General features: G+C 33.4%; 6 protein-coding genes, 3 tRNA genes and 3 rRNA genes. 9 read left to right on the forward strand and 3 right to left on the reverse strand.

The window, feature by feature from the left end; translation table 11 throughout:
* Positions 1 to 23: 23 nt before the first annotated feature.
* From AC2TY9_RS08315 to rrf, 8 genes are all read left to right on the forward strand, one after another.
* Complete coding sequence (locus AC2TY9_RS08315) at positions 24 to 2,204, forward strand: type I secretion system permease/ATPase (protein ID WP_489776934.1); 2,181 nt, start codon at positions 24 to 26, stop codon at positions 2,202 to 2,204.
* Positions 2,201 to 3,544 carry an HlyD family type I secretion periplasmic adaptor subunit gene (locus AC2TY9_RS08320; RefSeq protein WP_489776935.1) on the forward strand — a complete coding sequence of 448 codons (1,344 nt, stop codon included), beginning with the start codon at positions 2,201 to 2,203 and terminating at the stop codon, positions 3,542 to 3,544. The genes AC2TY9_RS08315 and AC2TY9_RS08320 overlap by 4 nt, the downstream gene beginning before the upstream one ends.
* An 8-nt stretch (positions 3,545 to 3,552) precedes the next feature.
* Positions 3,553 to 5,961 carry a hypothetical protein gene (locus AC2TY9_RS08325; RefSeq protein ID WP_489776936.1) on the forward strand — a complete coding sequence of 803 codons (2,409 nt, stop codon included), beginning with the start codon at positions 3,553 to 3,555 and terminating at the stop codon, positions 5,959 to 5,961.
* Between the two features lie 351 nt (positions 5,962 to 6,312).
* Positions 6,313 to 7,830, forward strand: a 16S ribosomal RNA gene (locus AC2TY9_RS08330).
* Positions 7,831 to 7,967: 137 nt separating this feature from the next.
* Positions 7,968 to 8,044 (forward strand) — tRNA-Ile (locus AC2TY9_RS08335).
* 38 nt (positions 8,045 to 8,082) lie between these two features.
* A tRNA-Ala gene (locus AC2TY9_RS08340) sits at positions 8,083 to 8,158 on the forward strand.
* Positions 8,159 to 8,522: 364 nt separating this feature from the next.
* Positions 8,523 to 11,403: ribosomal RNA gene (locus AC2TY9_RS08345) — 23S ribosomal RNA — on the forward strand.
* A gap of 184 nt (positions 11,404 to 11,587) precedes the next feature.
* Positions 11,588 to 11,703: ribosomal RNA gene (gene rrf, locus AC2TY9_RS08350) — 5S ribosomal RNA — on the forward strand.
* The 16S, 23S and 5S rRNA genes sit together here with 2 tRNA genes alongside, the layout of an rRNA operon.
* 215 nt (positions 11,704 to 11,918) lie before the next feature.
* On the opposite strand, the gene AC2TY9_RS08355 is transcribed toward rrf, so the two are convergent.
* Positions 11,919 to 12,695 (reverse strand): CorA family divalent cation transporter, encoded by a 777-nt coding sequence (locus tag AC2TY9_RS08355; RefSeq protein WP_489776937.1) that lies wholly within the window; start codon positions 12,693 to 12,695, stop codon positions 11,919 to 11,921.
* A gap of 102 nt (positions 12,696 to 12,797) precedes the next feature.
* On the opposite strand from AC2TY9_RS08355, the gene AC2TY9_RS08360 reads away from it, so the two are divergent.
* Positions 12,798 to 12,873, forward strand: a tRNA-Thr gene (locus AC2TY9_RS08360).
* A 14-nt stretch (positions 12,874 to 12,887) separates the two neighbouring features.
* Here AC2TY9_RS08360 and AC2TY9_RS08365 read toward each other — a convergent pair.
* Positions 12,888 to 13,439, reverse strand: a complete 552-nt coding sequence (locus tag AC2TY9_RS08365) for a lipid-binding SYLF domain-containing protein (RefSeq protein WP_489776938.1) — start codon at positions 13,437 to 13,439, stop codon at positions 12,888 to 12,890.
* 46 nt (positions 13,440 to 13,485) lie between these two features.
* The gene (locus AC2TY9_RS08370) at positions 13,486 to 14,277 is read right to left on the reverse strand and encodes a YihY/virulence factor BrkB family protein (protein WP_489776939.1); all 792 of its coding nucleotides are present in this window, start codon (positions 14,275 to 14,277) and stop codon (positions 13,486 to 13,488) included.

The raw sequence follows: 14,277 nt of genomic DNA on the forward strand, positions 1-14,277 counted from the left end.
ATACTTTAACTTAGGAATACTTATTGGATGATTTAAATAACGACTTTGATAATGTCGTTGAAAATAGAGAAGTAGATACTCTTTTAGAGTCTCTACTTTTCCTCTCAAAATTTCATAAAAGAGCAGCTTCAGCTGAATCTTTAATTTCTGGACTTGCGATACATGGTTCTGTTATGACTCCTGCAATGTTTATAAAGTCTGCAAAAAGAGTAGGGCTTGTTGCCAAACCTGTAAAAAGAAAAGTTGAGAAAATAGAAAATATGTCACTTCCTGCTGTGGCACTTTTTAATACAAATAAAGCTTGTGTAGTATTAAATGTAAATGTACTAAAAAATCAAATTACAGTTATAATTCCTGATCTAAGTCTAGGTGAAATAACAATTTCATTAGATGATTTCAAAAAAGAATATAGTGGAAACCTTCTAATTATAAAACCTGCATATAACTTTGAAAATAGAGTTGATAAAGATGTAAAAGTATATGAAGCAAAAAGATGGTTCTGGGGAACGATGAAAAAAAATCTTAAGATATATTATCTTGTGATTTTAGCTGCTATTATAATCAATCTTTTTGTTATAGCAGTACCACTTTTTACGATGAATGTCTATGATAGAGTTTTACCAAATAAAGCAGTTGATACACTGTGGGTACTTGTATCAGGTATTGCAATTGTTTTAGTTTTTGATTTTATTTTAAAACTTTTACGGGCACATTTTATAGAACAAGCTGGAAAACGTGCAGATATTAGAATGTCAAGTAAGATATTTGACCAATTATTAAATATTAAGTTAAATGCAAAGCCCTCTTCAACGGGTATGTTTGTAAGTAGATTACAATCCTTTGAAAGTGTTAGAGAGTTTTTTACAACAGCAACAATTACAGCTTTTGTGGATTTACCTTTCGTGGCACTTTTTATAGCAATAATATTTTTTATTGGAGGTCCTTTAGGATATGTATCTTTAGCAACAGTATTTATCGCTATATTATTTTCGTGGCTAATGCAAAGACCAATAAAAGATACAATTTTAAAATCCGCAAAAGAGGATCAAATAAAACAAACAGTTTTAACTGAAGCTGTTACAGGTTTAGAAATAATCAAAAGTGTAAGAGCCCAAAATAGAATGAGAACTCACTGGGAAAAATCAATTTCACAAACTTCATATTATGGAAATAAATCCCATTACCTTTCTCAAATTGTTACTTATTTTGTAGGTTTCATTTCTCAGTTTTCATCTATTGCAATTGTTGCAGCGGGTGTTTTACTAGCAAACGAAGGTGAGGTGACAATGGGTGCAATTATTGCAGCTATGATTTTAAATGGTCGTGTAATAGCTCCTGTTTCTCAAATTGTTGGTATGATAATAAGACTTGATAGAACAATGATTAGTTTAAATAATATAGATGAAATCATGAATATGCCAGTTGAAAGAAATGCAAATCAACACTATTTAAGTAGAGAAAATCTTGATGGTGATATTGTTTTTAAAAACGTAAACTTTTCATACAATGACCAGAATTTTAAAGTATTAAAAGATGTGAATTTCACCATTAAAAAAGGTGAAAAAGTTGGGATTATAGGAAAAATAGGTTCTGGAAAATCAACTATCGCAAAACTTTTAATGAATCTACATGAACCAACAGATGGCTCAGTTTTAATAGATAATACAGAATTACGACAAATTGATCCAGTTGACCTTAGACGTGCAATAGGGTATGTCCCTCAAGAGCCATTTTTATTTATGGGAACTATTAAAGATAATATTACTATAGGCGATCAGTTTGCCACTGATGAAGAGATATTAAGAGCATCAAAAATTGCTGGTGTTCATGACTTCTTAGGGAAACATCAAGCAGGATATGATTTACAAGTAGGTGAGAGAGGTGATGGATTAAGTGGTGGTGAACGACAATCAGTTACTCTTGCAAGAGCACTTGTCTCAAATCCAAATATTATGATTTTTGATGAGCCAACAAATTCTATGGATGATTTAAGTGAAGAACAATTTAAAAATAAAGTTGCAAATATTGTAAAAGATAAAACTGTTATTGTGATTACACATAGACCATCAATCCTTTCAATAGTTGATAGACTTATTGTAATCGATGATGGTAAAATTATTGCTGACGGTCCAAAGGCTAAGATTATAAGTTCTTTTGCAAATTCTCAAAAAGTGAGTAAAAAAGTAGTGGGTCAGAAGAAATGAAAAATGAAGAAGATATAAGATTTGTAGATACTCTCTACGCACAAGAAAATTCAAAAATAAGCTCAAAGGCTTTAGTTTTGTTTTTACTTATTTTTGCTTTTTTCACCTTTGCTATTTATTGGGCATATGTTTCACCTATTGATGAGTTAGCAAGGGGAGAAGGTAAAGTAATACCTTCAGAAAAAATACAAACAATTCAAAGCTTAGATGGTGGTATTATTTCAGATATTTTAATAAATGAAGGTCAAATTGTAAAAAAAGGGCAACCTTTGATGAAAATTGACACAACAAGATTTCAAGCTTCTCTTGAAGAAAATAAAAAAACCTATACCCATTTATTGATTACTCAAAAGAGACTTGAAGCTGAATCAAAAATTGATTTAAAAAAACCTTTACCTATTTTAAAATTTTCAGATGAAATTATAAAAGAAGCTCCAGCTTTTGCAAAAGCTGACCAACAGCTTTTTAAAAAACGAATTGATGAGTTATTAAGTACTATTGAAACTTTAGATTTTCAATATAGACAAAGAAAACAAGAATTAGTAGAAACTAAAAATAAATCATATCAATTAAGTAGAAGTTTAAAACTTGTAGCTCAAGAAAGAGATACTATTGCAAAATTAGTTGCAAAACGTGCAAGGTCAAACGTAGATTTACTAAAGATTAAAAAAGAGTATTCTCAATTAAGAGGAGATTTAAATGCAGCAAGACTTTCAATTCCTAGATTAGAACTTGCTATTGAAGAAGCCCAAAATAAAAAAGAGGAAAAACTAAAAACTTTCAAAGCAGAAGTTTTTAATGAACTTCAAAAAATAAATACAGAAATAAGAAAGTATGAATCAAAGCTTATCTCAGAAGAAGACAAACTTTCAAAAACTATATTAATTTCACCTGTAAATGGGATTATTAAACAAATAAATATGAATACAATTGGTGGAGTTATAAAATCTGGTATGGATTTAATTGAGATTGTTCCTGATAGTGAAATATTACTTGTAGAAGCAAAAATTGATCCTAAAGATATTGCCTTTATCAATCCAAAACAACAAGCTATAGTAAAGATTACAGCTTATGATTTTTCTATTTATGGTGGTTTGGATGGTAAGATTGTTGAGATATCTGCTGATAGTATTAAAGACAAAGAATCAAGGGATGAAAAAAGTTATTATAAAGTTGTGATTCGAACAGAAAAAAACTACTTAGAAAAAGATGGTGAAAAACTTCCAATTATTCCAGGTATGATTGCGTCTGTTGATATTAAAACAGGAAAGAAAACAATCTTAGATTTTATTTTAAAACCTATTTTAAAAACAAAACAAAATGCATTGCATGAAAGATAAGGATTATTATGTTTAGTGTAGAAAATGAACTTTTAGAAAATCTAGACACCAATAATCTTTTACCCATTGATAATGACAATTTTGAAGTTCAAAATTTATTAAAAATATACAATTTAGAAGAAGAGGGTAGGTTAGTAAATACTATTGAAGCTCAATACTTGATTGTTACAAATTTTATTTCAAAAATCTATTTAGAAAATAAAGAATTACCTGAAGATTTAAAAGACTTTATAAAAAATAGTTATAACTACAGAATCTATTTATTAAAAGATATTGAAAGTAGAATGAAAGATATTATCACAAAAAGTTCTGTGAATATATTTAAAGAGATATATATTCTTTTAAATCTTTTGTCAAATGGAAAAAATTACAATCTTATAGATGAAACAAACGGTTTTTCAACTCAAAAATTACAAGAACTACTTTTAGATTATGAAGTTCAAGTTTGTGAAGAGTTTTTAAGAAATGATGAAAAAAGTTTTGAACTCTCTTTTAGTTTTTATTTATCATTATTAGAACTATTAAATGAAGTTTGTATCATCAATTCAATAGATATTCAAAGAAGAAAAAATATAAATGCCATTTTAGAGCTAATAACCTCTTCTATAACTAATACAAAAAGTAAAATTACATTAGATAAAAATAGAATTGATTCTTTAAATGCAATTTTAGGGAAAATACTTCTATATTTTACAAATTTAACTTATCTTTCAATTGATTCAAATAATAAAAATATAGTTATTCAAAAATATGTATTTATGCTAGGGAAAATTTTTGATGGTTATAATCTTTTAAATCAAGATAAAAATTACTACATAACTTTTCTTGAAAAAATAGTTACATTAGTATTAACACTAATTTATAAGTTGAAATCAAAACTTCATATTGAAAATATTAAGCTATCTGACTCAAAAGAGATAGAAGAGCTTTTTAACTTATACAATAAACATGTAAATGAAAATGAAGTTATCCAAAGTGATAACTTAAATGATTTTAGGGATAAACTTTTACTTAAGTACAAACTTATCCACTCAAGTACTAAAAATAGTTCTTTAAATGAAAACCAAGATTTAATTGATTATTTCATTAGTCAAGAGGAGATATCAAATGTTGATATGATAATCATCCATAAAATAGTTTTATATAGTGATAATATTTCAAAAGAAAAACTTGATACTTTGTTTAGTACTTTACTTGAGAAGAACAAATATGATAATGATTATTTTGAATATTATAAATTAAAGATTATAGATAGAATTTTACAAAAATATATCTCCCTTAAAATTGAAACATCAAAGAATAAATATATTAAAAAGATTATAACTTATGTTGAACAAAACAATTTAGTTTCTCACCTTACAGGAATTTATTCAAAAATTTATCTTAGCCTCTCTTTATACTTTTCATATGAAAAACTAAAAGAGTCTCAAGATAAATCAAAAGAGTTTTATTTTATATATAAAAGATTAGACAATAATTCATATTTAGAAAAAGAATTTTATTCAATTAATAAACAGATTCTATTTAATTATGGTAAAAACTATTTCCAAGAGTTTAATTTTAGAACACAAGTTAACTTTTCAAATGTACAATATATTCAAATAGGGCAAAACCTAATCCAGTCTTTTATAAAACAAAAAGATCTAGAAATAGAAAACAACTCTTTATTATCTATTGAATCACTTACTAAAAGTATTTTAGATATGAATGAGCCAAATGAAATATGGCTAAACGAAGAGATTGAGACTTTAGTGATAGATAAAATATTCCATGGTTTACTAAAAGCTGAGATTGTAAATATAGAACAAGAAGATAAACAAGTAGAAGTTGGTTTTGATTTTATAGAACTTGAATTGATCAATGATTATAAAATGAAACTATACTATTCAAGCTTTAATAAAAATGCTGTAATAAAACTTCTAGAGAGTAAAAAAGAGTTTATTCAATTGGTTATGCAAAATATTTTGAAAAACTATCTAAACAATATACCTTCATATACAGATCTAATTACAAAAATACCAAATATAAATAAATTAAAAAATGTGTTAAGAGAAAAAGATTCAGAAGAGATTTTGTTTTTTGAAGTTTATCTAAACTCATTAGTAGAGTTTTCAAAATCACATAATGTTAAAACATCTAATCAATTTTTCAAAGCAATTACAGACAAAATTAGCGAAGAATTAAATATATATAGGTTATTTGGTCCAAAAATTGGATTTATATTAGATGAAAATGAAGACTATAAAGAAATTATCACATATTTAGAAGAACTTACAGTAACTTTTGATGATAAAGAGTATGACCTTAACCCTATTATTGGTATATCTAAAGGAAAAGCAACTACTATACTAGATAAATCATTTTATGCACTTTCATCTGCAAAATTAGCAGAAAGTAAAGTGTTTATCTATCAATAATTAGCGAAAACCGGAAAACTTTAAAAATTTAAGCTACATTTTAGAAAAAACCCTTGACAAGGCATAAAAAATCTATTATAATTCCCGTCCAATTTGAGTGACACACTTAACAAAAACATGTTAAGAGTATCGAATCAAACGTTCTTTAACAATAAGTAGGTTTGTTAAGAGAGTAATCTTTATAAACCGAATATGATAAAACTATTTACTACATGAAGATGTAGAGAAAAAAACACGAAACAAGAATATGGTAATAACATATCCTTGTCTATTTAAACATAAAGCTTAGCTTTACTAATTGAGATTTATTTTGTAACTACGAGTTACATAATAGTCAAGATTAAACTTTTTATTATGGAGAGTTTGATCCTGGCTCAGAGTGAACGCTGGCGGCGTGCCTAACACATGCAAGTCGAACGAGAACGGGTTAAAGTTTACTTTAACTGTCAGCTAAGTGGCGCACGGGTGAGTAATATATAGTTAACCTGCCCTCGAGAAAGGAATAACAGTTGGAAACGACTGCTAATGCCCTATATGCCTTTATGACATAAGTCAGCAAGGGAAATGCTTTAGTGCTCGAGGATGGGACTGTATGGTATCAGATAGTTGGTGAGGTAATGGCTCACCAAGTCAATGACGCCTAACTGGTTTGAGAGGATGATCAGTCACACTGGAACTGAGACACGGTCCAGACTCCTACGGGAGGCAGCAGTGGGGAATATTGCACAATGGAGGAAACTCTGATGCAGCAACGCCGCGTGGAGGATGACACTTTTCGGAGCGTAAACTCCTTTTATATAGGAAGATAATGACGGTACTATATGAATAAGCGCCGGCTAACTCCGTGCCAGCAGCCGCGGTAATACGGAGGGCGCAAGCGTTACTCGGAATCACTGGGCGTAAAGAGCGTGTAGGCGGATAGATAAGTCAGAAGTGAAATCCTATAGCTCAACTATAGAACTGCTTTTGAAACTGTCTATCTAGAATATGGGAGAGGTAGATGGAATTTCTGGTGTAGGGGTAAAATCCGTAGAGATCAGAAGGAATACCGATTGCGAAGGCGATCTACTGGAACATTATTGACGCTGAGACGCGAAAGCGTGGGGAGCAAACAGGATTAGATACCCTGGTAGTCCACGCCCTAAACGATGTACACTAGTTGTTGCTATGCTAGACATAGCAGTAATGCAGTTAACACATTAAGTGTACCGCCTGGGGAGTACGGTCGCAAGATTAAAACTCAAAGGAATAGACGGGGACCCGCACAAGCGGTGGAGCATGTGGTTTAATTCGACGATACGCGAAGAACCTTACCTGGACTTGACATAGTAAGAACAATTTAGAGATAGATTGGTGTCTGCTTGCAGAAACTTATATACAGGTGCTGCACGGCTGTCGTCAGCTCGTGTCGTGAGATGTTGGGTTAAGTCCCGCAACGAGCGCAACCCTCGTCGTTAGTTGCTAACAGTTCGGCTGAGAACTCTAACGAGACTGCCTACGCAAGTAGGAGGAAGGTGAGGACGACGTCAAGTCATCATGGCCCTTACGTCCAGGGCTACACACGTGCTACAATGGGGCATACAAAGAGCAGCAATACAGTGATGTGGAGCAAATCTCAAAAATGCCTCCCAGTTCGGATAGTAGTCTGCAACTCGACTACTTGAAGTTGGAATCGCTAGTAATCGTAGATCAGCAATGCTACGGTGAATACGTTCCCGGGTCTTGTACTCACCGCCCGTCACACCATGGGAGTTGAACTCATTCGAAGCGGGGATGCTAAAGTAGCTACCCTCCACAGTGGATTCAGCGACTGGGGTGAAGTCGTAACAAGGTAACCGTAGGAGAACCTGCGGTTGGATCACCTCCTTTCAGAGAAAGAGCTAAGATTCGTTTCTTAGCTCAGAAGCTATCCTCACGAAATAGAGATAGCAAAAAAGATGAGAAAAAAAATAGATAGTTTATTGTGTTCGGTTTATAAAGATTATTTAAAAAAATAGGTGACAAATGGGCCTATAGCTCAGCTGGCTAGAGCGCTCGACTGATAATCGTGAGGTCCCAGGTTCAAGTCCTGGTAGGCCCACCATGATTTAGATAATCTTACAAGATTATTAATATATTGTTGGGGATATAGCTCAGCTGGGAGAGCGCCTGCCTTGCACGCAGGAGGTCAGCGGTTCGATCCCGCTTATCTCCACCATCTATTGAATAAACCAAATAAAGAAAGCTAAATATAAGTCTTAAAAGAGATAAGATTTATATTTGGTTTTAGAAGAACCAAAACTGTTACAATAGTAACAATGTTATTTAAAAATTTAATGTTAAAGTCTTTAATTTTTTTCGTTTAAATTAATCTTTCGTATGAAGATAATTTAAAAATTAAAAAATTTCATATCTAAATCAGGTATTTAGAGATAAATATCTAATTAATGATAGACACAACTGTTTTATTAAATATAGCAATATGTTTAATAAGATAGTAGCCAAGGAATAATTATTCAAATAAAGCAATTAACTTTAATTAGTTAATTTCTCAAATAAGGTAGAAGTAGAGATACTTTTATTAATAAGCTATTAAGGGCTAATGGTGGATGCCTAGACTGTAAGAGGCGATGAAGGACGTACTAGACTGCGATAAGCATTGGGGAGCCGTCAAGAGGCTTTGATCCAGTGATTTCCGAATGGGACAACCCAGCATGTTATGCATGTTATCCTTTCGAGGAGGCGAACCTGGTGAAGTGAAACATCTCAGTAACCAGAGGAATAGAAATCAACCGAGATTCCGGTAGTAGCGGCGAGCGAAACCGGATTAGGGCACTTAGTGATAATATTTAAGATAGAAGAATTACCTGGAAAGGTAAAGCATAGAAGGTGATACTCCTGTATTCGAAATCTTTAATATGGTACTAGGCTAAGGAACGAGTAGGTCGGGACACGTGATATCTTGACTGAATATGGGGGGACCACCCTCCAACCCTAAATACTACTTACAGATCGATAGTGAACAAGTACCGTGAGGGAAAGGTGAAAAGTACCCCAGTGAGGGGAGTGAAATAGAACCTGAAACCATTAGCTTACAATCATTCGGAGCCCTATGTTTTATACAGGGTGACGGACTGCCTTTTGCATAATGAGCCTGCGAGTTGTGGTGTCTGGCAAGGTTAAGCCAAGTGCGAAGCCGTAGCGAAAGCGAGTCTTAATAGGGCGAATTAGTCAGATGCTGCAGACCCGAAACGAAGTGATCTATCCATGAGCAGGTTGAAGCTGGTGTAAGAGCTAGTGGAGGACCGAACCGGTAGGCGTTGAAAAGTCTTCGGATGACTTGTGGATAGGGGTGAAAGGCCAATCAAACTTCGTGATAGCTGGTTCTCTCCGAAATATATTTAGGTATAGCCTCTAGTAGTAGCGTATAGGGGTAGAGCACTGACTGGGCTAGGGCTGCTTACCGCGGTACCAAACCCTATCAAACTTCGAATACTATACGTGTAATCTAGGGAGTCAGGCGTAGGGTGATAAAATCCTATGTCGAGAGGGGAACAACCCAGACTAACAGCTAAGGTCCCAAAGTCAATGTTAAGTGGAAAACGATGTGGAGTTACTGTGACAACCAGGAGGTTGGCTTAGAAGCAGCCACCCTTTAAAGAAAGCGTAACAGCTCACTGGTCTAGTGATTCTGCGCGGAAAATATAACGGGGCTAAACATTGCACCGAAGCTTTAGACTCAATTAATTGAGTGGTAGGAGAGCGTTCTATTCAGCGTTGAAGATGTACCGGTAAGGAGCGTTGGAGCGGATAGAAGTGAGCATGCAGGCATGAGTAGCGAGAAAAGAGGTGAGAATCCTCTTCGCCGAAAACCCAAGGTTTCCTACGCGATGCTCGTCATCGTAGGGTTAGTCGGGTCCTAAGTCGAGTCCGAAAGGGGTAGACGATGGCAAATTGATTAATATTTCAATACCAACAAATAAGCGCGATGTGGGGACGCATAGAGTTAATCGAGGTCACTGATGGAATAGTGGCTCGAAGGAAGTAGGTTGTATCTTAGGCAAATCCGGGATACATTAGACCGAGATCTTACAGGCTCTTGACGCTCTTCGGAGCAGATTGAGAATCGATGATACTGTCGTGCCAAGAAAAGCCACTAAGTATATTATTTGTTGCCCGTACCGTAAACCGACACAGGTGGGTGGGATGAGTATTCTAAGGCGCGTGGAAGAACCCTGGTTAAGGAACTCTGCAAACTAGCACCGTATCTTCGGTATAAGGTGTGCCTACTTTGGTATAGAGATTTACTCTCAAAAGCTAAAGAGGTTGCAACAAAGAGTCCCTCCCGACTGTTTACCAAAAACACAGCACTTTGCTAACACGTAAGTGGATGTATAAGGTGTGACGCCTGCCCGGTGCTCGAAGGTTAACTGATGATGTTAGCGTAAGCGAAGCATTTGATTGAAGCCCGAGTAAACGGCGGCCGTAACTATAACGGTCCTAAGGTAGCGAAATTCCTTGTCGGTTAAATACCGACCTGCATGAATGGCGTAACGAGATGGGAGCTGTCTCAACCAGGGATCCAGTGAAATTGTAGTGGAGGTGAAAATTCCTCCTACCCGCGGAAAGACGGAAAGACCCCGTGCACCTTTACTACAGCTTGACACTGTAGCTTGGATATTCATGTGCAGGATAGGTGGGAGGCTTTGATTCATAGACGCCAGTTTATGATGAGCCATCCTTGAGATACCACCCTTGAATATTTGAGTTACTAACTGCGAGGAGTTATCCTTCTTCAGGACAATGTCTGGTGGGTAGTTTGACTGGGGCGGTCGCCTCCTAAAAAGTAACGGAGGCTTACAAAGGTTAGTTCATGGCGGATGGAAATCGCCAGTTGAGTATAATGGCATAAACTAGCTTGACTGTGAGACATACAAGTCGAACAGAGACGAAAGTCGGTCATAGTGATCCGGTGGTTCTGTGTGGAAGGGCCATCGCTCAAAGGATAAAAGGTACGCCGGGGATAACAGGCTGATCTCCCCCAAGAGCTCACATCGACGGGGAGGTTTGGCACCTCGATGTCGGCTCATCGCATCCTGGGGCTGGAGCAGGTCCCAAGGGTATGGCTGTTCGCCATTTAAAGCGGTACGCGAGCTGGGTTCAGAACGTCGTGAGACAGTTCGGTCCCTATCTTCCGTGGGCGTAGGAAAGTTGAAGAGATTTGTCCCTAGTACGAGAGGACCGGGATGAACGTACCACTAGTGTACCAATTGTTCTGCCAAGGGCATCGTTGGGTAGCTACGTACGGATGTGATAAGAGCTGAAAGCATCTAAGCTCGAAGCCAACTCTAAGATGAACTTTCCCTGAAGATCCCAGCAAGACTAGCTGGTTGATAGGCTAGATGTGTAAGCGTTGTAAGACGTTTAGCTGACTAGTACTAATAGATCGTTTGGCTTATTTTATATATTTCTTGGTTTACTATCTTATTAAATGTATAGCATTTAATACAAATTGTGTAAGACGTTAGCAATAACGCAAAGACTTTTAACATTTAACTTTTAAAACTCATAGAACCTAATGTGAGTAAAGAGAGTAACGTTACTAATTACTAGTAACCAATTACTAATTACTTTCTTTACTCATATTGCTGGTGGTTTTAGCGAAGTGGAAATACCCAGCTCCATTCCGAACCTGGAAGTCAAGCACTTCTGCGCTGATAATACTGCAGGGTCCCCTTGTGGAAACGTAGGCCGCTGCCAGCTCTTGAGTATATATTTGTACTAAAAAAGATTATCATCTTTTTCAGGGACAAATTCTGAAGCTTCATTCTAGTTAACTCTTTTTAGTTGATCTGGGTGAAGCTTTTTTTTTAGCTCTACCAGAATTATTATGCCTTCTTTTTTTACTACTTATATCTATTTTTCATATTTGTTTTACTAAAATAAGTACTTTATATTCTCCCCTTTTATAATATTTTTTACCTTCTTCTCATCAACAATGTTATCAATGTCCCTATTAATCCTGTAGCTATTAATATAAGTACAACAGTAAAAGTACCACCATCTTCTTTTGTAAAAGGTAATGAGGTTGTATTCATACCAAAAAATCCAACTATAAAATTCAAAGGTAGAAAAATTCCTGAAAGTAAAGTTAATATATATACAATTTTATTAGATTGTTCATTAACTTGTGTTTGATAAAAACTAAATAGGGTATCTAGTTTTTCTAAACTATGTTCTATATTTCTATTTGCTCTTTGAATATGTTCTTGAATATCTGCAAAATTTCTTTCTAGATAGTCGTCTTCATTTTTATATTTAAACATTATATCCTCAATAGCATCAATCGCTTTTAGAAGTACTCGATTGATTCTTATCAAATCATTTTTATGGGAAAACCATAGTGAGTTAAAATTTTTATGTGTTTTTTCTTGATATATAAGTTCCTCTAATTCAGAAATATTTGAAGAAAAATTTGTAGTTAATTTCATTGTTGTATTTATTAATTTATTTAAAAATTGGTAGAAATGTTTAAAATCTTTTAAGTCATTAAATCCATCTTTATTTTTATCATAATAGTAATAACTCTCTTGCGTAATTATAAAAGCATAACTGTGTAAATCAAAACTATCATTTTTTATTTGTGGTAGTCTTAATATAAATAGATCATACTCTTCATCATCATAAAATATAGAGGGATGAAGAGGATTTTGAATATCAATTAAATGAAAATTGTCTAAATTTGAATGTGTCATATATAGCCTAAAATAAAAAATAAAACATATTATATCATTTAATTTAAATTAAGGATAAACAAAGGCCTTGAAAGATAAAATTTCATTCTCATTTTAGAATGTGCCCGCATAGCTCCAACGGTAGAGCAATTGCATGGTAAGCAAGAGGTTGCAGGTTCGATTCCCGCTGTGGGCACCATCTTAATATAAGCTTTAATTTAAATCACTATCTTTCCAATACTTAGTACCTTGAATCGTTGCTTGAAGTGCTAAACCATTTTTTGTAAGTTTATATAGTTTCATTCCAGGTTGAACTGTTATTGCCCCTTCTATAGAGCCACCTTTTTTATCAGATTTTGCAGCAGCATCTGCTTGTGCATTTGCTTCCCATCCATTATTGATAAAGGTATTGAAAACTTTTTTATTGTCAAAGATAAAAATTGCACGAAAGTCTTTAACTCCAAGACCAATACCAACTCCTGCTGATCCCATTTTCATATATATTCTTTTTTTTGTTTTATTATTAATAGCTACTCCACTGCCACCTTCAGCAGAGAAGAAAATTAGATTTACTCCAATATTACTAAATGTTGCATATCCATATGCATTTTCGATTTGTAATTTTGATTTTGGATAAGTTTTATAAAGCATATTTAGTATTTTAGTATTTTCTTTATTTATCTCTGTTCTTTTTTGAACAACGTTATCTGCATATACTATTGATGTAAATAATATAATTAGCGTAAATAGTTTAATAAGTTTCATTATGAACTCCTTTTAAAAGAAGTATACTCTTATTTAATATAGGTGTCTAATTTTTTTGTCTATGCTCTTGTATATTTATTCTATGACACATTTTAATTCCATAAAGGTAAATTATCCAAGAAATGTAAATCCAAAAAAATGAAAAAAGTAAAATTGCAAGTGAACCATAAATAGTTGTATAGGTTTTATTATAAACTACATAGTAGATAAATAGGTTTTTTGTAATAGAAAGTACTATTAATGTAAATAGTGATGATATTGCAGCTGCTTTTGTACTTATTGGCTTATTAACACTTAATTTAAATAAACCAAAGAAAATTAACCAAGCAAAAGAAAATGTCACTAACCAATTAAAAACTGTATTGTCATAAAATGATAGTGCAATATTTAAAACTGCTAACATCATAGGCAGGGTTATTAAAAAAAACAGATAGAAAAAAAATGATTGTAATAATGGTTTTCTTTTTGCTCTATGTATTTTATTTACAATATATTCATAATCTTTAAAAAACATAATAAATACAAAAAGCATATATAAAATACCTAGTAAACCTAGTTTTCCAGAATTTGATATATAATCTTTTAATGTATCAATAAAATCTTTTGAGTGAGTAGGGTTTAACAAATCAAAAATATAGTTTATAAATATATCAAGATATTGTTGGGTTATCTCTAAACTTGAGATAATTGCAATTAAAAGGGCAATTATAGGGAGTAAAGAGAAGATTGTAAAAAAGCTAAGACTTGCAGCATAATATGTTGTATCATCATTGAAAAATGAATCTAAAGCTTTTAACACTGCCTTAACTGGATGTTTTACAATCTCTGGCTCTTCCAT

It is taken from the genome of Arcobacter sp. ISO1, assembly GCF_058105185.1.